At 40.6% G+C, this 23,238-nt stretch carries 17 protein-coding genes; 9 read left to right on the plus strand and 8 right to left on the minus strand.

The window, feature by feature from the left end; translation table 11 throughout:
* Window positions 1-552 precede the first annotated feature (552 nt).
* From C9J51_RS16735 to C9J51_RS16745, 3 genes are all read left to right on the plus strand, one after another.
* A complete protein-coding gene (locus C9J51_RS16735; RefSeq protein WP_045040628.1) occupies window positions 553-1,266 on the plus strand; it encodes a hypothetical protein in 714 nt (237 codons plus the stop codon).
* A 312-nt stretch (window positions 1,267-1,578) separates the two neighbouring features.
* Window positions 1,579-1,875 carry a BrnT family toxin gene (locus tag C9J51_RS16740; protein WP_045037152.1) on the plus strand — a complete coding sequence of 99 codons (297 nt, stop codon included), beginning with the start codon at window positions 1,579-1,581 and terminating at the stop codon, window positions 1,873-1,875.
* Window positions 1,868-2,077: a BrnA antitoxin family protein gene (locus C9J51_RS16745; RefSeq protein ID WP_045037153.1), complete on the plus strand. Its 210-nt coding sequence runs from the start codon at window positions 1,868-1,870 to the stop codon at window positions 2,075-2,077. The genes C9J51_RS16740 and C9J51_RS16745 overlap by 8 nt, the downstream gene beginning before the upstream one ends.
* A 322-nt stretch (window positions 2,078-2,399) precedes the next feature.
* Here C9J51_RS16745 and C9J51_RS16750 read toward each other — a convergent pair whose 3' ends face one another.
* Window positions 2,400-3,344 (minus strand): LysR family transcriptional regulator, encoded by a 945-nt coding sequence (locus C9J51_RS16750; protein ID WP_045040629.1) that lies wholly within the window; start codon window positions 3,342-3,344, stop codon window positions 2,400-2,402.
* A gap of 177 nt (window positions 3,345-3,521) precedes the next feature.
* On the opposite strand from C9J51_RS16750, the gene C9J51_RS16755 reads away from it, so the two are divergent.
* Window positions 3,522-4,334, plus strand: a complete 813-nt coding sequence (locus C9J51_RS16755) for an enoyl-CoA hydratase/isomerase family protein (RefSeq protein WP_045040630.1) — start codon at window positions 3,522-3,524, stop codon at window positions 4,332-4,334.
* A gap of 147 nt (window positions 4,335-4,481) precedes the next feature.
* On the opposite strand, the gene C9J51_RS16760 is transcribed toward C9J51_RS16755, so the two are convergent.
* The 5 genes from C9J51_RS16760 to C9J51_RS16780 form a co-directional block, all read right to left on the minus strand.
* Complete coding sequence (locus C9J51_RS16760) at window positions 4,482-5,426, minus strand: PstS family phosphate ABC transporter substrate-binding protein (RefSeq protein ID WP_280124469.1); 945 nt, start codon at window positions 5,424-5,426, stop codon at window positions 4,482-4,484.
* 85 nt (window positions 5,427-5,511) lie between these two features.
* Window positions 5,512-6,840: a phosphate regulon sensor histidine kinase PhoR gene (gene phoR, locus C9J51_RS16765; protein ID WP_045040631.1), complete on the minus strand. Its 1,329-nt coding sequence runs from the start codon at window positions 6,838-6,840 to the stop codon at window positions 5,512-5,514.
* Window positions 6,841-6,992: 152 nt separating this feature from the next.
* Window positions 6,993-7,682: a phosphate regulon transcriptional regulator PhoB gene (gene phoB, locus C9J51_RS16770; RefSeq protein ID WP_045037157.1), complete on the minus strand. Its 690-nt coding sequence runs from the start codon at window positions 7,680-7,682 to the stop codon at window positions 6,993-6,995.
* Between the two features lie 178 nt (window positions 7,683-7,860).
* Window positions 7,861-11,658 carry an AAA family ATPase gene (locus C9J51_RS16775; protein WP_045040632.1) on the minus strand — a complete coding sequence of 1,266 codons (3,798 nt, stop codon included), beginning with the start codon at window positions 11,656-11,658 and terminating at the stop codon, window positions 7,861-7,863.
* A gap of 17 nt (window positions 11,659-11,675) precedes the next feature.
* A complete protein-coding gene (locus C9J51_RS16780) occupies window positions 11,676-12,908 on the minus strand; it encodes an exonuclease SbcCD subunit D C-terminal domain-containing protein (RefSeq protein ID WP_045040633.1) in 1,233 nt (410 codons plus the stop codon).
* A 210-nt stretch (window positions 12,909-13,118) separates the two neighbouring features.
* On the opposite strand from C9J51_RS16780, the gene C9J51_RS16785 reads away from it, so the two are divergent.
* Complete coding sequence (locus C9J51_RS16785; protein ID WP_045037160.1) at window positions 13,119-13,604, plus strand: VOC family protein; 486 nt, start codon at window positions 13,119-13,121, stop codon at window positions 13,602-13,604.
* A 126-nt stretch (window positions 13,605-13,730) separates the two neighbouring features.
* On the plus strand, window positions 13,731-14,642 hold the full coding sequence (rdgC, locus tag C9J51_RS16790; RefSeq protein WP_181314830.1) for a recombination-associated protein RdgC: 912 nt from the start codon (window positions 13,731-13,733) through the stop codon (window positions 14,640-14,642).
* Between the two features lie 134 nt (window positions 14,643-14,776).
* Here the strand turns inward: rdgC and C9J51_RS16795 are convergent, their stop codons facing one another.
* On the minus strand, window positions 14,777-16,408 hold the full coding sequence (locus tag C9J51_RS16795) for a permease (RefSeq protein WP_107275251.1): 1,632 nt from the start codon (window positions 16,406-16,408) through the stop codon (window positions 14,777-14,779).
* 318 nt (window positions 16,409-16,726) lie between these two features.
* On the opposite strand from C9J51_RS16795, the gene trhP reads away from it, so the two are divergent.
* Window positions 16,727-18,115, plus strand: a complete 1,389-nt coding sequence (gene trhP, locus C9J51_RS16800) for a prephenate-dependent tRNA uridine(34) hydroxylase TrhP (protein WP_045037163.1) — start codon at window positions 16,727-16,729, stop codon at window positions 18,113-18,115.
* Window positions 18,116-18,120: 5 nt separating this feature from the next.
* Entirely contained in the window at window positions 18,121-18,375 is a 255-nt protein-coding gene (locus tag C9J51_RS16805; RefSeq protein WP_045037164.1) for a YfhL family 4Fe-4S dicluster ferredoxin, read from the plus strand.
* Between the two features lie 92 nt (window positions 18,376-18,467).
* On the opposite strand, the gene mepA is transcribed toward C9J51_RS16805, so the two are convergent.
* Window positions 18,468-19,289 (minus strand): penicillin-insensitive murein endopeptidase, encoded by an 822-nt coding sequence (gene mepA, locus C9J51_RS16810; RefSeq protein ID WP_045037165.1) that lies wholly within the window; start codon window positions 19,287-19,289, stop codon window positions 18,468-18,470.
* Window positions 19,290-20,220: 931 nt separating this feature from the next.
* Between mepA and fdnG the strand changes: the two genes are divergently transcribed.
* Window positions 20,221-23,235 (plus strand): formate dehydrogenase-N subunit alpha, encoded by a 3,015-nt coding sequence (gene fdnG, locus C9J51_RS16820; protein ID WP_146144941.1) that lies wholly within the window; start codon window positions 20,221-20,223, stop codon window positions 23,233-23,235.
* Window positions 23,236-23,238: the final 3 nt, after the last annotated feature.

Consider the following 23,238-nt stretch of genomic DNA (forward strand, 5'->3'; position numbering starts at 1 on the left):
TCGGTTTTACGCTGTTTTAATAACAATTAAGAGTAACCGCGCTGTTGGCTGATTTCATTACACTTTTAACAAAATAGACATGTTCTATTTTGGCTATTCTAGCGGATGAAAACATATTAAAACGAGGCTTATAACCTCGATTTTAAATGAAGCTCATACGCGTAATGCGGATTAGATGCATACTGTTAAATACAGCCATTTCTAACTCAAAGTCATACTACGAGCTGAGTGATCGTATTTGTGGTCTTAAAATCGTTTCTAGGGGCTATTTAACGGGTATTTGGGTCATGTCAGACTGATAAGCGATTTATGGCGAGATTGATTGATGAAAACGGACAGATTTAAAATAAATATATTTCTAGGGGTTTTGCCTAAATTTAGATTTATTTTAAATCTAAGGTGTAAGGTCGCTTATCGCGGCCTTTGTTGTATCTGGACGTTACAGCGTACCTAATTATATTAAAATGCATATTGTTTAATATAGTTATTTTTAGAGAGTAATATAAACACATATAAGATTGTTAAATGTGATTTATGTATTTAGGAGGGAACATGGCGACAATATTCGCGTTCGTTAAGTTGTTTGAGAAGAAAGAACATGCAGAAGATTTCGTGAGCGGGAAATTGTTCATGAATACAATTAAATCATTTAAAGAATATCGAGATGAATCTGGAGAATTAAGAGGAGATGATCATGAAGGCATCATTGCTATGTATCAGCCTAGCCAGCTTGGTGACATAACGTTTGGTGAGATTTCAATTCCATCCTCCGAACTAGCTAGCCCGATTGTTGTTCATGGTGATCATTTATTATCTCAAAATGTTTTTTGTCTCTATTCATTAAATAGTCGGGGCCATGAATCTATCTCTGCTGACACTATTAAAGAATTTAAAACGACTCTAGAACTTCATAAATCATGCTTTGGGTTAGGAAAGTATTGTGTTGTCGTAATCAATGTAACTGAATTTATAGATCGCTGTAAGATAGCAATAGAAACTCTAGAACTTCAAGGAAGTTGGGGGTTAGTAGATTACTTTAATGAACATGAGTTCCATGGCTCTATGCCAGAAGATAGCTTGGGTTATCAAAAACGTAGTATGTTCAGAGAGCAAAGAGAGTATAGGATTAAAATCGATACTAGGCAGAAAAATCCAAATTATTATATCTTAGATGTTGGGGATTTATCCGACATTACAATGCTTACAACTCCCGAAGAGTTTAATGAAAAAATAGAACTTAAATTACCAGATGGAACAAGTGCATAAGAGGGAGTTGAATCGGTGATTTTACAAGTTGTATCTGTAACATGAATTTCCGCAAGGTCGCTATTGGCGACCTTTATTATATCTGGACGTTAGGTGGTCTCGGGTCACACAAGATGTATACTATTTCCTAATAGTTAACAACCTTAATAGAGCAAATAATCTATCCAATTTCTGTCCAAAAATAAGTTAAGTTTGCTAGTACGCATAAATAGATTTGATGTTAAATGACCGCCCATCGAGGCGGTTTTTTGGTATTTGTAGGTTAGTTTGTAATTTGTTATAGTTTAACTACAATGTAGTTACTGTGTAATTATGAGTTATCTACAATTTGAGTGGGATCCGAATAAAGCGGAAAGTAATATTCGAAAGCATGGCATTACTTTTATAGAGGCTGAATCAGTTTTTAGTGATGAATGTGCTCGTGTGATACCTGACCCTGACAGCTCATATGGTGAAGAACGCTTCATCATTATGGGGTTGAGTGAAAAACATAACACTCTCGTTGTATGTCATTGCTATAGAGGTGATGACGAAAGGATTCGAATTATTTCAGCTCGGAAAGCAGAAAAACGAGAACGTAAACAATATGAGGAGTTTCGTTATGCGTGATCAATATGATTTTTCAAACTCAATGGCTAATCCATACGCGAAAAAAGTAAAGAAGCAGATCACTATTCGACTCGATGATGATGTGGTGACTTACTTTAAAGATTTATCTGAAAAGAATGGTATCCCATACCAAAACTTAATTAATCTTTACCTAAAAGATTGCGCATCAAAAAATAAAGAATTAACAATGGATTGGCAGTAAAATCTTACAGTAAAGGTTGCTCATATGTAGCGGCCTTTTTTATGCCTGGTTGATACGATTTAGCGCTGTTAATACGCATAAAGATCTAATATGTTAAATACCGTCCAATTTAAGGCGGTATTTTTGCATGTGAGGTAGATTTAAAATAAATGTAACATTAGTTACGGTATTTTACCGTAACTACAAAAAAGGCGATTAAGATGGCTAACGCATTAAAAAATGAGCGTTTTAAAGATCACCTGTAAAAGATAATTACACAGAATTATTTACAGGGTCTGTAGATTCAATTAATAAGTACAACCCGCACGAATAGACATAAGCTCTAATGCCCATACAAGACATCAAAATCAGGAATGTTCTGCTCCCAAATAGGCAAATCTTCGCCAACAATTGACTTTAGAATCTCGATAAATCGCTTCGTTTTAATAGGTGCATCTCGATGTGGGTACACCGCATAAATAGTTCCAAAATCATCAATATTCAAATGAGTCATAATAGGTATTAGTTTGCCTTCAATGATCTCATCATTAAGCATTTGCGCAGAAACAACCGCCAATGTATTTCCCGCCAATACACTTTTGACCATCATTTCTACATCATTAACTTTATAAATAGCATTAAGCTTAAATTGATGTTCGTTTTTATTTTCATCAAGATAGTTAAATTTATCAATTAATAATCCCGGTGCCGAATAAATGGTTGCGGGTAACGTTTCTAATCTTTTAATTGTCTCTATTTTTCCGTGTTGTTTAATAAAATCAGCAGAAGCGACAATTAATAAACGACTTCGAGCAATCTTTCTTGATATCAAGCTGGAGTTTTTAGCCTTACCAATTCGAAACCCAATATCAAAACCTTCTTGCACTATATCAACCATTCTATCTTCTAATCTAAGTTCACACTTCACATCAGGATATTGATGCTGAAAAATAGAAATCGCGTCTTGTACATATTGACGACCAAACATCATAGAACTGGTGATCTTCAATGTTCCTTTGGGCTCTGAACGATAATTTTGAGTTAAGCGATGAGTATTTTCTAATAGTTCTCGCAATTGCCGCGCTTGATTTACCATTTCACTACCAACAGCGGTTAATGATAACGAACGCGTAGTACGATTAAGTAATCGAACTCCCAGCTCCTTTTCTAAACGGCTTATCTGTTTTGATATTACAGAGCGATCTATATTTTTCTGCTCTGCCACATTAGTAAAAGAGCCCTGTTCTGTCACTTCAAGCAATAATAATAAACGTTCAGAAAAATCCATATAAGCCTTATGAGAATAAAGAAATAAGCCATCGGTGCAATATTAGCATCAATCTTATGCTCATAACGGTGTTTTTCTCATCTAATGGATTGCTTATAGTTAACTCAATGACGAAAAGGAAGTCATTTAACGTTACCGTATTTAGCGAGCCTAGTAGGCTATTTAGAGGAAATTATTATGAAAACACTATCAATTACTAGCCAAGGTGGTATCGCAACAGTAACCATCAACAATCCACCAGTGAATGTATTAACTATTGATCTAATTAACGAAATTAATGCGTTTGTACTTTCCTTAAAAGACGACCGAGATACAAAAGTGGTTGTATTTAAATCACTGCACGAAACGTTCTTTTTAGCACACCTTGATCTTAATGTGATTAACGGTACTCAAGGTGGACAAGCAGCTTCTATTGAGTTCAATCACATGATAATGAACATCAAAGCGATGAAACAAGTCTCTGTTGCCGTGGTTGATGGCGTAGCTCGTGGCGGCGGTGACGAATTTGTAATGGCATGTGATCTTGCTTATGCCACTGAAAATGCAGCATTTGCTCAACCAGAAATTCACGTCAATATTCCAACTGGCGGCCAAGGTGCGGTTCAATACGCAAGAAGAATGGGCAAAAACAAAGCATTACAAGCGCTATTATTAGGTAACGACTTCACTGCACAACAAGCTGAAAAACTAAATATTATTACTCAGTTTGTGCCTAAAGCAGAAATGAATGCCTTTTTAGAAATGACACTTGACATCATTAGCAGCTTAGAAATTCGTGATATCGTGATGTACAAAGAAATCATCGCAGCGTCAATTACAGACGAAACCGCAGGCGCAGAGCTAGAGTTACGCTACTTTTTAGAGCGTGCAAAAGAAGAAAAAACCGCGATGATTATCTCTACATTTCTAAAACATGGCGGACAAACTGAGCGTGAAGCAAAAGATATGCAAGGTATCTTTATGGACACAGCTGCCGAATTATCAAAATAATAGAAATAAATAACGCCCTGAGTAAATCTCTTTATTCAGGGTGGTTTCTATTACCACGCAAATTACTGCCATTTCTCTTCAGATCATTTATTGGCTGTTCCGTAAATAAATTTCATATTAACGCGCCGCAACAACCTAACATCAACCTCAATCTTTCAGCCCCAATTTCATCATGTTTTCATTCACAATCGCGACAGGTAATGGAATATAACCGTCTTTTTGCACTATATTCTGACCATCACTGGATAAAATAAAGCGTAAGAATTCTTGCTCCATCGGTGCTAAAGCTTTGTTGGGGTGTTTGTTGATATATAAATACAAATAGCGTGATAGTGGATAATTACCGTTGATAGAATTCTCTACCGTGGCTTCAACATAATCAGAGCCTTCACGGGCAACAGGAATAGCGCGTATCCCCGTGGTCTTATAGCCAATACCTGAATAACCAATCGCATTGAGCGAGGTTGAAACAGACTGCACTACCGAAGCTGAGCCCGGTTGTTCATTAACGTTATTACGAAAATCGCCACGACATAAAGCACGCTTTTTAAAGTCACCATAAGTGCCAGATACAGAATTACGACCAAATAATTGAATATTACGCTGCTGCCAACTATTGGGTAAGCCTAGTTGTCCCCATTGAGTAATTGGATCCAATGCGCCACAACGTAAGGTACGCGAATATATTGCATCTAGCTGCTCAAAATTGATGCCTTTAAGCGGGTTATCTTCATGCACAAACACGGCTAACGCATCCACCGCCACTTTAATTGCGGTTGGTTTATAGCCGTATTCTTTTTCAAATGCTTCAACTTCTTTGGTTTTCATTAAGCGACTCATTGGCCCTAATTGTGCCGTCGCTTCCACCAGCGCAGTCGGTGCTGTTGATGAACCAGATGCTTGAATTTGAATATTAACGTTTGGATATTGACGTTTAAAAGCCTCTGTCCAATAGGTCATTAAGTTAGCTAGCGTATCCGATCCCACCGACGATAAATTACCCGAAATTCCGCTCACTTTAGAATAAGGTTGTAACTGAGTATCGACCTCGGCTATCGAGGTCGTCGCTGCCATAACAGGCGCTAATGCCATCAAACTCCACACACTGAGCCCGCTCATGGTTGTGGTGATCATTTTTATTAGTGGTGACATTAGCATTAGGTATCCTTACCTTTTATTAGTGATCATTAGTCGCGGTATGTGGCAATGCAGTATCAACCACTAATCGACTTGGCAACGTGAATGAGAAGGTACTGCCCTTATCAATCTCGCTCTCTATTTCTAGATGTGCGTCGTGGTGACTGAGTGCATGCTTAACAATGGCGAGCCCTAAACCACTGCCGCCAGTTTCACGAGAACGGGCTTTATCAACTCGGTAAAAACGTTCCGTTAAACGGTGAATATGTTGCGCCTCAATACCTTCACCACTGTCAGTCACTTCTAATCGTGGCCCTGTTGGTGAGCGATACCAACGCACATGAATAGCGGCATCATTCGGAGTATGTTTAACCGCGTTATAAACCAAGTTTGAAATGGCACTGCGAAGTTGATCATTATCGCCAAAGACTTTTAAGCTGCTATCAACCTCAAAGGTAAATGACTGATCTTTATTACTACTGAGTGACATCGCTTCTTTTTCTAAAATATCAAGCATCGCAGGCACATCGACCATTTCTTCTAGTTCAATCGTCGGTGCAGCTTCAATTTTAGATAACGTTAATAACTGCTCAACCAGCGCATTCATACGCGCTAATTGTTCGGTCATCACGCCATGAGCGCGATCCCACATTGGTCCCATTAGCATTTCAGGATCTTGTGCCATTTCAAGATACCCTTGCAAGACGGTCATTGGGGTGCGTAGTTCATGGGACACATTGGCAAAGAAATTACGGCGCATGCCTTCCAGTTGTTTTAACTGTGACACATCGCGCACTGCCATCAGATATTCGCCCTCGGTGTAGCGCATGATCCGTAATTCTAGAGTACGGTCATAGTTCATCGGTGAGGTTATTTCTAATGGGGTATCAAAAGCTTGACGAGAAAGGTAGCGTACAAAATCGGGGCTGCGTAACAAATTACTGATAGGTTGACCGCTATCATCAGGCCAGCGCAAACCTAATAATTGTTGGGCTAATTTGTTGCACCACACAATATTACCTTCGCTACGAAACACCACCACCGCATCGGGCAATGATTCTGCACCATTACGGAAACGACGAATTAAGGTAGTTAGTTCTTTGCGGCGGCGACGATTACGCTGTTGTAAGCGATAAATACCATTAAATAGTGGCTCCCAACTGCCAGAGCCAGAAGGCGGCGTTAAGCTACGATCTTTCCATAACCAATTCGACATTTTAAGTTGATTATGAAAATGCCACCCCAGTTGGATCCAACTCGCGATCAATAAAAACCACGGTAAGTAGCCAAAAATAACGCCAAGTATAAGCCAAGGTAGATAAAATAATATCAGCTCCCCAACCAACTTTTTCCATGTCAATCTTTCCACATGTTTACTCCTAACAGCAACGGAGTAACACAGTGGTTCCGTTACGCTATTTTTCTATTCGATAAAACCAACACAACCTTCATTGTTATCATAGGCGCATGATAATAATGAAGGTAACGAGTTTGCCACGGCTGATAAGCACAATGGAATATTTACATGCGGGTTGAAAAACGGTATCCCGCCCCACGAACCGTTTGAATCATCTTATCGTGACCATCATTCTCAAGTGCTTTACGTAAGCGACGAATATGGACATCAACAGTGCGATCTTCAACGTAAACATTGGTGCCCCACACATTGTTCAACAGTTGCTCACGGCTATAAACGCGCTCTTGATGAGTCATAAAAAAGTGCAACATCTTAAACTCAGTCGGCCCCATGTCGAGTGGCTCATCGGCTGAGGTTACGCGATGTGAAACGGGATCTAATTTCAATCCTTGAACGTCAATCACATCATCTAAAGCCGTTGGTGAAGCGCGACGCATAACGGCTTTCAAACGTGCCATTAACTCTTTAGGTGAAAACGGTTTAGTGATGTAATCATCCGCACCCACTTCAAGACCACGTACTTTATCTTCTTCTTCACCACGGGCGGTTAGCATCACCACTGGAATTTGGCGAGTCAATTCATCACGCTTGAAATGCTTAATCAAGTTAATGCCAGAGCCTCCAGGTAACATCCAATCCATTAAGATCAACTCAGGATACGGCTCACACATTTTTTCTAATGCACTATCGTAATCTTCAGCTTCTATTGCTTGATATCCATTTTGCTCTAGGACAAAACACAACATTTCGCGAATCGGTGCTTCGTCTTCTACTACAAGAATCCGTCTTGCCATAATAAAATCTACCTAGTCGTTTGTTTTCTCTGACATGCATCATTATGTGTGTTCATTATGACACTTTTGTGACTTTTTCAGATAAAGATGATTTTAATAGAATCAATAACAATCGCTTAAAATACGTTTGCTATTTGATTCTACAACAAAAATAACCCAACACTTAATGGCAATATAATTACCCTTTTATGATGATTTGGCTACGTCCACCGCCTATGGCTTCAACCGCAACTTGCACGCCAATTCGCTCAACTAAGGTGCTAACATGCGAGATAACCCCAATCTGACGCCCATCCGCTTGCAAAGCATCTAAGCAGGCTAATGCCATCTCTAAACTATCAGGATCAAGCGTACCAAAACCTTCATCAATAAACAGTGAACCGAGCTGGCGCGTATCAGCCGCAAGTGAGGCTAACGCTAATGCTAACGACAACGACACCAAGAAACTTTCGCCACCAGAAAGCGATTCCACACTGCGGACTTCATCGCCCATATCATGATCGATAACTTGCAATGCTAATGGGCTACCAGGAACGGGTTGCAAAGCATAACGCGGGGCTAAATCTTGCAAATGTTCGTTCGCTGCTAACACCAATTGTTGTAAGGTTAGCCCTTGTGCCAAGGTACGGAACTTATTGCCCGTTGCAGAGCCGATTAACTCATTCATTTGTAGCCAGAGTTCGGTTTGGGTTTGTTGTGTCGCTAACGCAGAGCGTAAATCCCCTGCTTGTTGTTCCGCTTGCTCGGCATGGACTAATTGTTGACGTAATTGAAACACCTGATCATCACTGTGCTGTTTTTGAGTTTGCCACTCAGCCATAATTTGTTGTTGTGAGCTCGCATCATTGCTGATGTCATGAGCAGTAAACCAACCTGTCGCTAATTCAACCATTGGCTGATGATCAATATGTGCTTGTTGACGCTCTTTTAATACTGTTTGGCAAGCAGATAACGCCTGTTCGATCTGTTTAAGCTCAGCCCGTTGTTGTTGCAACCATGCATCATCTTTACTCAATAACGCGGTCAATTCAGCTTCGGTAAGGGCTAATTTTTCTAACCAATTACCCCATGTTTGTTGTAACTGTTGCTGAGCTTGATTAGCTTCAACCAATTGCTGTTGAGCATGTTGATGGTGCGCTTCATTTGCCGCCATCGCTTCGGCTAACTGATTAAGCAGAGTTTGCTGTTGTTGTAATTGTTGTTGCTGGTATTCAAGCTCTGCTTTGGCTTTATGTTCAATGACATCTAACGATTGATCACCAATGAGATCAAGCCGTTGTTGCCAATATAGCGTTTGTTGTTGCGTTAATTGATGATCTTTATTGGTCATCGTCTGTAACTGCTGCTCGCTATGCTCAACCCCACTGATTAACTGAGCTAATACGGGAGCAAATTCAGCCAACTGTTTTTCAAGTTGCTGTTGTTGGCTAACATTGGTTTGATATTGTGCTATTTGTTGCTCAAGTTCGGCGATAAAACTATTTTTACCTTGCTGAGATAATACTGTTAGCCACGCATCATTTCCGTAAATTGCATTCAATGCTTGTTGTCTTTGTTCGTAGACTTTTTGTTGGCTTTCACATTGTGACACTAACGCTTTTTGCTGTTCTTGCGCTTGCGTTTGTTGTTGCGACAATTGATGGTAGGTTTCTTTGAGCTCAGCTTGTTGATGACCTAATTGCAGTAATTGTTGCTGTTGCTGTTTAACCTCGGTGATCAGTTTTTTACGCTGCTCGCCTTGGGTTTTAATGGTCTGCATTTTCGCTATCGCATCATCCTGTGCTTGTGACCAATTGGCTTGATAATGTGCCAATTGAGCCACATCACTGACAGCCGATAAGCTAATTTCAGCCAACGTTATCGCATCAAGATCAAGCGCCATTAAATCAGACCAATGACATTGTTGCTGACTGACTAATGTTTGAATATTCGCATTAAGCCCATCAATCTCTTGCGCTAATTCGGTTTGGGTGTGTTGATCTTGCGTGATGGTTTGGGTCAGTTGACGCTGCTCGGCATGAACATTTTGCAATTGTTGGGCTAGCTGCTGCAATCGCTGCTGTTGCTGACTAATAATGGTGGCAACTTGCGGATTATGTTGCTGGTATGGATGTTCAAGCGCACCACATAACGGACACGCTGCGCCCTCAATCAATTGCTCACGATAATCAGTTAGGTTCATCACCGCGCGACTTTGAGTCAATTGGTGATCAACTTCTTTATGTTGCGCGTCTAATTGTAATAATTCAGGGGCTAGTGTGGTTAAACGGTGCTGATTATTGGTGATAGTTACCCCTAATGCCTGCTGTTGTAACTGCAATTTATCACGTTGCTGTAGCTGCCCATGCCACTTATCTAAGCCATATAAACTGTCTTTTAATTGGCTATTACACTGCTGATAAGCACTATAATCTTGACGTTGTTGATCTTGTATTTGTTCTAATTGAACAAGATCATGCGCAGCAACTTGTGCTGTTAACTGTTGCTGTTGTGCCGCAAAACCTGACAGCTGTTGTTCTAAGTCAGCTTGTTGTTGAGTGATTGTGGTTAATGTTATTTGACGTTGTTTGATATCTGCTTGCAGTTGAGCAATATCGGTTTGTGCTTGCTGAAATTGGTTAACGTTATCTTTGATCGCGTTATGCTGTTCGGCTAATGCTTTCACCGCTTGCGTTGTCTCTAACTCAACCACCAGCTGTTGATACTGTTGTTGTGAGGTCTGTTGTTGCTGTTGCTGCTTTAATAATTGCTCACGGTTAAGCGCTAACGCGTTGGTTAACTGTGAAATTTGCAGTTGTAACTCATCGCGTTGCAACTGTAAGCCATGACGTTGTTGTTCAATGGTGGCTGCTTGCTTTAATTTTGGTTCTAGCGCATTAAACGCCTGTTGTTTTTGAGTCAGTAACTGTTGGCATTGCTCAGTACTTGCTTGCAATTGCGCTTGCTGTTGGTGATTTTCTTTTAAGGTAGCGCTACTTTGTTGCTCTGTTGCCGTCCACTTACTGACTTGCTGTTTAGCTTGTGCTAATAACGTAAAATCACCACGGGCAGGCAAGGCTTGTTCGTATTGTTGCAACTCTATATAACGCGGCGCTGCTTGTTGTTGAATGAACTCAGCTTGCTGTAACTGTTGTTCACCCTCTGCAATACGCTGTTGTAACTTTGACGTCGTTAACATGACATCTTGATGCTGTTTTAATTGCTCAAGCTGTTGCTGTTGAGTATTAACTTGCTGACGTACAATCTCTAACTGGCTATTTAATGCCAATTTTTGTTCATCACTTAATAATGCTACATCACCAAGCTTATCTTGTAACTGAGCCAGCTTTTGTTTTTCCTCAGCCGAACGCTTATAAGCCGCCATCGATAACCGACCGTAAATTTCACCGCCCGTCATTCGTTCAAGTAACGTGGCACGTTCATCAGCACCCGCTTTTAAAAATGCCGCAAACTCACCTTGAGGTAACATCACTGCGCGGCGGAATTGATCAAAACTCAACCCAATTAAGCGTTCTATTTCAGCTTGTAACTCTTGTTTTTTACCCGCAAAACGTTGCCCAGTTTCAATATTCTCTAACCATTGTTCAGCGGCTTGCATTTTACCTTCAGCACGACCACGAGCACGACGCACTTGCCAATGGGTACGCCAATGCGAACCATCGTTAGCAATAAAATCTACCTCAGCAAAACCCTCAGCTTTACCGCGCGATAAAATACTGCGCACATCGTTGGCTTTAATGCGATTATCGTCATCATCACGCCCGATTTCAGCATCATTTTTTTTATTAGATTGCAGACGAGGAATACGATCGTATAACGCTAAACAAATCGCATCGAGTAAAGTTGATTTACCCGCGCCTGTTTTACCCGTGATCGCAAATAAGCCCGCTTCGCCTAAGCGTCCACCAGCAAAATCAATCTCAAATTTGGTTTGTAAACTCGCTAAATTTTCACCACGCAGTGCAAGTATTTTCATTTTATTATTCTCTATTATTATTGTTGTTCTTCAACTTGCACTAATAAGCTTTCAAAAGCGGCAGTCATCGCAGCATCAGGTTCACCATCGTATTTTTTATTCCAACTCAGAGAAAATACTTGTTGCGGTGACACCTCAGATAACCGTTGGTGCTGCAAGCCTTGTTGCTGTTCGACGTGTTGATAATGCGGGGTGATTTTAGCCAACCGTACCGATTTACCTTCTAATGCTTGCAACACTTTTTCACGTAACAGAGCTTGCGGTTTATCAAGCAGTACATGCACCTCTAAAAAGGGTTGTTGCTCACGAGGAAGCTCATCATCAGATAACGCTTTAAGTGCCACTAATACTTCATCTAATGGCGCAGGTTTGGTTGGTACTTTTAGCATATCAACACTTCGAGGAATGGTGATTGGCTCAATATTAATAACGTCAGTACCGTCTAATTCAACCACCACGATTTGATGGCTATAATTACGCTCAGCCATTGATAATGGAATCGGTGAGCCGCAATAACGCACATGTTCTTGCTTGGAAACTTTTTGGGCTAAATGCAAATGTCCAAGGGCAACATAGCTAACATCATCGGCAAAGATAGTCGCCGGTAGCGCATGCTGATTCCCCCCTAATACCCGTCGCTCTGACATCTCAGAAATTTTTCCTGACGCCATATACGCGTGACCCATACCGATTAATGCTTGTTGAGGTTGTTTACGCTCACGAGCAACGGCGGTCATTTCAGCATACAACACTTCAACCCCTTTAATGAGGCGATCATCTGTTTCAGCTAAATTTTCAGTGCGTAAATCAGCGCTGCGTAAAAATGGCACCGCGAGCACCCACGCCGCTTGTTCACCATCAGCATTGGTTAATGGTACTAACATTCGATCGCAATCTAATTCGCCATTATCTAGCCGATGAATACCGCCAACTAAATGCAAATTAAACGCTTTTAACAACGCTTGTGGCGCATCGAGTTTACTGGGTGAATCATGGTTGCCACCGATCATTATCACATCAAGCTTCGGTAATGTTTTCGCTAATCGGGCTAAGAAACGATACAACATTTCCCATGCACTGGCGGCTGGATTAGCAGTATCAAAAATATCTCCTGCCACTAATAAGGCATCCGCTTGTTGTTGCTCAAGGGTATCAGCAAGCCAATCTAAAAATGCTTGATGTTCCGTTGCACGGCTATAGCCATGTAATTGATGGCCGAGATGCCAATCAGAGGTATGGATAATTTTCATAATGGGATAACACTACCAGGCCAGAAATAATCATCAGATTGTACCGTGTGAACCCTCAACTACACAGAGTTTTGATGATTCATAAACAACCGTCATAACAAAACATTATTATTTTAATAAATATTGATAATTTTATATTATTTAAGGCTTGGCATAGTATTACCCCATCGAGAAAAGTTACGAATTAATCACCTTAATTTGGAGTAAATTATGAAAATGAATCACGTCGGTATAATGGTTGGCGACATGGACACCGCGGTTGAGTTTTATACTAAAGCGCTGGGTCTTGATATTGTGATGGGTAATACCAAAGTTACCGAAGAGCGTGAAACTGCCATTGGTCGCATGTGTATCGCAGTTTTTGGTGCGGGCTTTAAAGGCTTTAATATTGCCCATCTATTAACCAAAGATGGTATCGGCTTTGAGCTGTTTGAAATGAAAGACCGTCAACAGCGTCATGAGGTTGATTTCTCTCGCATCGGCATTTTTCACTTCTGCCTTCAAACTGATGATTTTCATGGTGTTATAGCTCGAACTGAACAATATGGCGGTAAGGTTCGTATGGATATCATGCGCTACCACCCTGAAGATGACAGCAACACCTCCCAAATGGTTTATTTAGAAGATCCCTTTGGTAACTTGTTTGAGCTGTACTCACATACTTATGAAGAGACTTACTCCACAAAGTACGAATAATATTTTTTAGAATAAGGGTTGGTGATCGCCAATCCGACCAACAATCACAAACGCTACTTAGTAATTTTCGGTGGTTAGGTTAAGATAGATCCCCAACTGTTTACCCTAAGAAGTGTGACTAGCATGATGTGGTTTAAAAATATACTGACTTACCGTTTTACGCGTGAGATTGACTTAAATGCAGACCAAATAGAAAAACAGCTGGAAGAATTCCGCTTTACACCTTGTGGTAGCCAAGACATTCAAAAGTTTGGCTGGGCGCATGCACTGGGCAAACATGGTGATATGTTTACCCATGTTTCTGGTGACAATATTTTAATTTGTGCGCGCAAAGAAGAAAAAATGCTGCCTGCATCAGTGATCAAAGAATCATTGAACAACAAAATTGATATGCAGGAAAAAGATCTTGGTCGTAAACTGAAAAAGACTGAGAAAGACAGCCTCAAAGACGAAATCGTGATGGATTTATTACCACGCGCATTCAGTCGTCAACACCAAACTTACGCGTTAATCATGCCTAAATTAGGCTTCATTGTGGTTGATGCGGGTAGCTACAAAAAAGCTGAAGATGTATTAGCATTATTACGTAAATCTATCGGTAGCTTACCTGTTGTTCCGGTTGTGCCTGAAAAACCATTAGCATTAACCCTAACAGAATGGGTTCGCAGCAACCAATCACCACAAGGTTTTACTATTGGTGAGGAAGCTGAATTTAAAGCGATTGAAGAAGACGGTGGCGTGATCCGTTGTAAGCAGCAAGATTTAAATTGTGATGAGATTTTAGCGCACATTGAAGCGAATAAAGTGGTCACTAAACTGGCACTTAATTGGCAAGACCGTATTGATTTCATTCTAGCGGATGATCTAACCGTTAAACGTCTTAAATTCTCTGATGAATTAAAAGATCAAAACGAAGATATCGACCGTGAAGATATGGCACAGCGCATTGATGCTGACCTGTCATTAATGGGCGGCGAGTTCTCTGCATTTTTACCCAACCTATTTGATGTTATCGGCGGCTTAGAAAACAAAGGTTAATTTCTCGGTTTTCGGCATGTGGCTTTAAGTCATATAAGCATTGCTTGAATAACAAAAAGAGCCGTCACGTGTTAGCACATGACGGCTCTTTTGCTACTTACTGATAAACTGTTCGTTATAAACGTCTATCTGCGTTACATACTCATTCCCATACTTGCATTGGCTTTTTTACCTAAACGGTAATACCAAATAGAAACAGGAATAAAGATAAGGTTCATCACGGTGGTGAAGTTCAAACCAAAGCCTGATTGATTTAATGCACGTGCTGTTTGGTCAGTTGTAACCCAACCAAAGCCATTAAAGATCGCATCAACACACAAACCTGTAAACAAAATAGAAACGAATAACAACCCAACCATCCATTTCGTTGGACGTTTACCGTAGTATTTTTGGTAAACACGGATCATTGGAATGGTTAACACATCCGATAAAATGAAACCAATCACGCCACCAAATGAAATACCACCATGCCACAATGCTGCCGCTAAAATCAGATTACCCACAGAACAAACATACGCAACCATTGCCACAAAAATACCAATGATCACATCTAAGAAAGAATGTAACCACACAGGTAAGCCAGCATCATTACTAATAAACAGATCGCGCCAACCATCTTGAGGCATTAATGCAATTAAAATGGAAGATACCACCACCCCGATCAGGATTTCTTTACCAATCATGGCAATATCCATTTGGAAGAAACCCGCAGACTTGGTGATTTTTTCCATGGTGGCAGATTGAGGCTCAGCCGCCATATTCATCTTCATTGCAGAATGATCGCCAGACTTCATGCTTGACATGTCCATGCCACAGTCACTGTCATCAGACTTCATCTTAGACATGTCCATGCCGCAATCACTGTCGTCAGCTTTCATCTTAGACATGTCCATGCCGCAATCACTGTCGTCAGCTTTCATCTTAGACATATCCATGCCGCAGTCGCTGTCATCAGCTTTCATCTTAGACATATCCATGCCGCAATCACTGTCGTCAGCTTTCATCTTCGACATGTCCATGCCGCAGTCACTGTCGTCAGCTTTCATCTTCGACATGTCCATACCGCAATCGCTGTCATCAGCTTTCATCTTCGACATATCCATGCCGCAGTCACTGTCGTCAGCTTTCATCTTCGACATATCCATGCCGCAGTCGCTGTCATCAGCTTTCATCTTAGACATGTCCATGCCACAATCACTGTCGTCAGCTTTCATCTTAGACATGTCCATGCCGCAATCACTGTGATCACCGCTCATTTCAGACATATCCATACCGCAACTTGCTTTTTGCGGTTGGGCGTCTAAAAGATGTTGGCGTAACTCTTGTTCAACATCTTTTGGATAAAATCGACTAAATAAAAATCCAGCGGTCGCAATTAAAATTAAACCACCAATGACTTCACCCCAGAAAAACGTCCAGCCCATCAACGCAACTAAGACAATGAACATTTCTATAATCAAGTTAGTGCTTGAAACTAAAAATGCCATTGCATTAGCAACCGTCGCTTTTTTAGTCAGTAACGTATGAGATAGTGACGCCGCAGCATATGAACATGATGACGACACCATGCCTAAAAAGGTAGTAAAGCCAAGACTCACTACGGTCGTTTTACCTAAATGTTTTACTACACTCGATACGGGTAATAAATTACGAATCCATGACGACAACATTAAGCCGAATGCTAATGGCCAAAAAATTTGCCAAACCATATTTCCAAATGTAGAAAACAAATGGATAACCAACCCACCAATATCTTGCCCTATCATATATACCTTCTTAATATGCCATCATTAACTAGTAGCAACATTGTGCAAACAGTTAGCACATGTTGCCCTAAAATATAACTAATGTATTTAATGCATACTAAGTATGTATTTTAGTACATTAATTAATAGATTATTTTTAACGATTACCACTGAGAATAGCGCTAAATTTATTTCTATACCGATATCAATTGCCGTGGATAATCATTATTTTCAAGAAAATTGGCAATGTGGGAATGAAAAAAGTAGAATCTCGCCTCCTCCCTATAGCACTAGGTGTTATAGGCTGATTTGGAATCAGACATCTAAGAGAACTAAACAATGTTTAAACCAGAATTACTATCTCCAGCCGGTAGCCTTAAAAACATGCGTTACGCCTTTGCTTATGGTGCAGATGCTGTCTATGCAGGCCAACCTCGTTACAGCCTTCGCGTTCGTAACAATGAATTCAATCTAGATAACCTGAAAATTGGTATCGATGAAGCACACGCACAAGGTAAAAAGCTGTATGTGGTTTGTAATATTCAACCACATAACTCTAAGCTTAAAACCTTTATTCGTGACTTAAAGCCGATTGTAGAGATGGGCCCTGACGCACTTATCATGTCAGATCCTGGTTTGATCATGATGGTTCGTGAAGCATTTCCTGAAGTAGTCATTCACCTATCAGTACAAGCTAATGCTGTTAACTGGGCGACCGTTAAATTTTGGTCAACTCAGGGTGTTGAGCGTGTCATTCTTTCTCGTGAGTTATCACTAGAAGAAATCGAAGAAATTCGTGAACACTGTCCTGATACAGAGCTAGAAATCTTTGTTCATGGTGCACTTTGCATGGCGTATTCTGGCCGTTGTTTGTTATCTGGCTACATCAACAAACGCGACCCAAACCAAGGCACATGCACTAACTCATGCCGTTGGGAATACAAAGTAGAAAAAGCAGTTGAGAACGATTCAGGTCAAATCGTTGAAGTTCAAGATGCCATCCAAATTCAAGAAATTGAAGAGCGTCCAAATAATACATTAGGTCTTGGTAAGCCTATTGATGATGTTGTATTACTAAGCGAATCTCACCGTCCTGAAGAAAAAATGGCGGCATTTGAAGATGAGCATGGTACTTACATCATGAACTCTAAAGATCTTCGTGCAGTACAACATGTTGAGCGTCTAACTAAAATGGGCGTACATTCATTGAAAATTGAAGGCCGTACTAAGTCTTTCTATTACTGTGCACGTACTGCGCAAGTTTACCGTAAAGCGATTGATGATGCGGTTGCTGGTAAGCCATTTGACGATTCACTACTAGGCACATTAGAAAGCCTAGCGCACCGTGGTTACACTGAAGGTTTCCTTCGTCGTCATACCCATGATGCTTACCAAAATTATGATTACGGTTACTCAATTTCAGATAGCCAACAATTTGTCGGTGAATTTACAGGTAAACGCCGTGGCGACCTTGCTGAAGTTGAAGTAAAGAACAAGTTCATTGTCGGTGATAGCCTAGAAGTAATGACACCACAAGGTAACGTTGTCTTCAAACTTGAAACAATGGAAAACCGTAAATCAGAAGTGATTGATGATGCTAAAGGTAATGGCCACTTTGTGTTTATTCCGATGCCATCAGATATGGATCTAAGTTTTGGTTTATTGATGCGTAATTTGAGTAACGGTGAAGATACCCGTAACCCACACGCACCTAAAGACGGTAAATAAGCACGATGGCACTGCTCATTACAACTAAATGCATTAACTGTGATATGTGTGATCCTGAATGCCCCAATGAAGCAATCACCATGGGGGATGAATTTTACGAAATTAATCCTGATCGCTGCACAGAATGTAAAGGGCATTATGATAAGCCGACGTGTCAATCTGTTTGTCCTATCACCAATTGCATTATTACTGATCCTGAGCATATTGAATCAGATGATGAACTGCTTGATAAGTTTGTCACGCTGCAAGGCCTTGCTTAGTCCTCAGTAATAAACCCTCTAAAAAAAGCGCCGCTCAGTTAACTGGGCGGCGCTTTTTTATTTGATGATCGATCTATATCGCCATCAAAAAACTAACTTTTTAAAACCATCGCACACATAGGAGGTAATACTTTTACCGGTTTTGGCTTAGGTTTTACTTTTATAACAGGCTCAGTTTTCACGGGTGCTTTATAATTTGGCGACCATGAAGCAAGTTCAGTACCACAACCATCACCTGCTGGCGGTGGTGCTTGTGTCTCACAGGTAGTACTTCCTTCTGGGCACTTTAACCGCACATGAAAATGGTAATAATGTCCAAACCAAGGTCGCACTTTACGCAGCCAATCACGTTGTTTCCACTGCGTTTTACATAACTGTTGTTTGATCACCGGATGGACAAAAATACGAGCAACGCGATCATCACTGGCAGCAAGTTGAATTAACTGTGCTTGCTTTATACCCCAGTTTTTTTCGATGATTTTATAATTTTTAACATCGACCATCGGCAGTGCTGAAACTGTTTTTAGTGCTTGTTGTGATAATGGTTTTTCCGGTATACGTAACCAAATATCAGCATCAAGCCCGGTTTGATGACTCGCATGACCCGAAGCAAAACGACCACCACGCGGCATTGCAATATCACCCACCAATACATTACCAATTTTTAGTTGCTGTGATTGCTTCATCAATTGCTGCAAAAAAACAATCATTTCACTATTACCATAATAACGCCCACGCTCAGAACGTATTACTTGGTAGCCATCACCTTGCAGCGGTAAACGCTCACCACCAGCAAGACAGCCATTAGCGTATGAACCAATAGAACTTGAATCACCCTGACTTGGCGTGGTTACTTTTTCCCATGGTGTTGCCATTACGCTCTGACTTATACACGCGAGCATTAAACCCGTCATTATCGTCCTTAACACATTAACTCTTCCTTTTTATTTACTGTCATACAATGATAACGCAACCTTGTAACGATGCAAAATTCATCCACTATAAAATCTACCACTATTTTAATTTCTCACCATGAAGGAAATAACGTCTATTCAAATTCCCTTAACGTCATTCACTTTTTATTTTTAAATAATTTGATAGGTTATAAAGAAACAAATAAAGATCACCGTTTATTTTTAAAATATTACACAAGGATTTTCCATTTTTTAATTGACTTTATTTTATAAAATAACAGCTTATTATTAAAATACTTATCCAAATATTGCCGATTAAATGACCGCTTTATTTACCAAATATGACACTTAAGATTTCAGCTTAATGAAGATAATTATTGGCTTCTCTCGTTATTTTATCGCTCATTAACACTATTTCGTTATTCACCTAGCAAAAAAACACTCAACACCTATTAACAAAAAACGCAGGGAAAACCATAACAATTTGTTTTTAAATGTAAAATATACAAAATATAACTTGCTACTATTATTTTTTTAGCTTCATATAAGAACATAAAAGCAAAGAAACCATTTATAACCCTGCCTTAAATTCAATTAAAAAGTAATAGGTTCATTTGTCACACATTATAGAAATATATTTACCATTAAAAATGAAACATGAACAGATATAATACAATAGCAACATAAGCAAATGACAATGATTATTACTACATAATAAGCCTACAGTAATTTCGATTGAAATCACTATCCTCACACCATTAACCGTCATTAGTTATTAATGGCATTTAAATAGTTATTTATATTATTTAATTTACTACCCTGTTTTTTATAATTACATCTCTAATAGCAAAATTTGACGACTTTATATTCACCCATATAATAACATCTTAGATTTCACCCTCTTCTTTATTTCTAATAAGGTCTTTTGAGATTGAATATAAGTAGACGTCAATTATTTAAATTGTGCGCGGGGGCAGTAGCAACAACAACAATTGCTTCGCTTGCCACAGTTTCACAAAAAGCATGGGCACAAGCCCGTGAATTTAAATTAACCGCAGCCAAAGAAACGCGTAATACGTGTTCTTATTGTTCAGTTGGCTGTGGCACATTGCTATACAGCACAGGTGCTACTGGCGGTAATATTAAACAAAAAGTGTTCCACGTTGAAGGTGATCCCGATCATCCAGTAAGCCGTGGTGCATTATGTCCTAAAGGTGCGGGCCTAGCTGGTTTTGTTAACAGCGAACAACGTTTGAAATTCCCAGAATACCGCGCTCCTGGCTCAGATAAATGGCAGCGTCTAACATGGGACGAAGCCTTCAGCCGTATATCTAAACTCATGAAACAAGACCGTGATGCTAACTTGGTGAAAACCAATGACGAAGGCACCACCGTTAACCGCTGGCTAACAACAGGCATGCTTTGTGCCTCAGCGGAAAGTAATGAAAATGGTTGGTTAACTCAGAAATTTGCCCGTGGTTTAGGCATCGTTCCTGTAGATACTCAAGCGCGTGTTTGACACGGTCCAACGGTAGCAAGTCTTGCTCCAACATTTGGCCGCGGCGCGATGACCAACAACTGGGTTGATATCAAAAATGCCAACCTGATTCTTGTTATGGGCGGTAACGCAGCAGAAGCACACCCTGTAGGTTTCCGCTGGGCGATTGAAGCTCAAAAAAATAATAACGCTGAAATTATCGTGGTTGATCCACGTTTCACGCGTACAGCAGCAGTAGCTGATCACTATGCACCGATCCGTTCTGGTGCTGATATTGCTTTCCTTTTAGGTGCGATTCGTTACCTAATGGCAAGCAGCCAAGTGAATCATGAGTATGTTAAAGCATACACCAACGCTAGCTTTATTGTGCGTGACGACTATGCATTCCACGATGGTCTGTTCTCTGGCTATGATGCTGAGAAACGTCAATATGATCGTAGCACTTGGTTCTACCAACTTGACGATCAAGGCTATGCATTAAAAGATGAATCATTACAACATCCTCGTTGTGTATGGAACTTACTTAAAGATCACGTATCTCGCTACACACCTGATGTTGTTGCTAATATCACCGGCACGCCGATTGATATGTTTGATCACGTCTGTAAAGCACTAGGTAGTACCGCGGCGGATAACCGTGTTGCCACTATCTTGTATGCAACAGGCTGGACTCAGCACTCTAAAGGCGCTGAAAATATCCGTTGTATGGCAATGATCCAGTTACTACTTGGTAATATGGGTATGGCTGGCGGCGGCGTTAACGCCCTGCGTGGTCACTCTAATATTCAAGGTATTACTGACCTTGGTTTATTAGCACAAAGCCTGCCGGGTTACTTAAAACTGCCATCAGACAAAGATATTGATTTAGCGACTCACCTTAAGCACCACACTCCAGCGGCACTTGAAGCAGATCAAACCAACTACTGGCAGCATTACCCTGCATTCTTCGTATCATTACTGAAGTCTTTCTACGGCAAAAGTGCGACTGCTGAAAATAACTTTGGCTACGATATGATGCCAAAATGGGATCAAAGCTACGACATGTTGCGCGTGTTCGAAATGATGAACAAAGGCGAAATGAATGGCTATATCTGTCAAGGTTTCAACCCTGTCGCTTCAATGTCTAACAAACAAAAGACATTAGACTCTTTATCTAAGTTGAAATACTTAGTGGTTATCGATCCTCTTGTCACTGAAACTTCTACGTTCTGGCAAAATAAACCCAACGTTAATGAAGTGGATACTGCAAGCATTGACACTGAAGTGTTCCGTTTACCTTGTGCATGTTTTGCTGAAGAAGATGGCACTATCGTAAGTTCAGCGCGCTGGTTACAGTGGCACTGGAAAGCAGCCGATATGCCAGGAGAAGCAAAAGGTGATGCTGAGATTCTAGCGGGTATTTTCTTGAAGATGCGCGATATGTATCAACAAGAGGGCGGCACATATCCTGATCCTATCCTATCACTTGATTGGAACTATGCGATCCCTGCGGCACCAAACACCAAAGAGCTATGCCAAGAACTTAACGGTAAAGATGCTAACGGTAAGCAGCTCTCTAGCTTTAGCAAACTAAAAGCGGATGGTTCAACCAATTCTGCTTGCTGGTTATACACCGGTAGTTGGACAGAAGCAGGTAACCAAACTGCGCGTCGTGATAACAGCGATCCTTCTGGTTTAGGTCTTACGCCTGACTGGGCATGGGCATGGCCTGCAAACCGTCGTGTATTGTACAACCGTGCATCAACACATCCTGATGGTAGCCCATGGGATAAATCACGTATCTTGGTTGAGTGGAATGGTGACAAATGGGTTGGCCCAGATGTACCTGACTTTAATGCTAAATTACCACCATCAAAAAATGCGAGCCCATTTATCATGCAACCTGAAGGCGTAGGTCGTCTGTTTGCTCTTGATAAAATGGCTGAGGGTCCGTTCCCTGAGCACTACGAACCGTTTGAAACACCGATTGGTACTAACCCATTACATAAAAATGTGATTTCAAACCCAGCGGCACGTTTATTTAAAGATGATGCCGCTCAGTTAGGCACCAAAGAGGATTACCCATTCGTGGGCACCACTTATCGCTTAACTGAACACTTCCATACATGGACCAGTCACTCTCATTTTAATGCTGTATTACAGCCTGAACAATTTGTAGAGATTGGTGTTGGTCTTGCAGAAGAAAAAGGCATTAAGAATGCCGATATGATTCGAGTAACTTCTAAGCGTGGCTCTATTGTCGCTAAAGCTTATGTCTCGAAACGTATTACGCCACTGCATGTTAATGGCCAAGCGGTTCACACTGTCGGCATTCCAATTCACTGGGGTTACGAGGGTGATACCAAGCCAGGTTACCTTGCGAATACGTTATCGCCATGTGTGGGTGACGCTAACTCACAAACACCTGAATACAAGGCATTTTTGGTTAACGTAGAGAAGGTGAAGTAAGCC

The organism is Photobacterium iliopiscarium (assembly GCF_003026395.1).
Lineage (GTDB): Bacteria > Pseudomonadota > Gammaproteobacteria > Enterobacterales > Vibrionaceae > Photobacterium > Photobacterium iliopiscarium.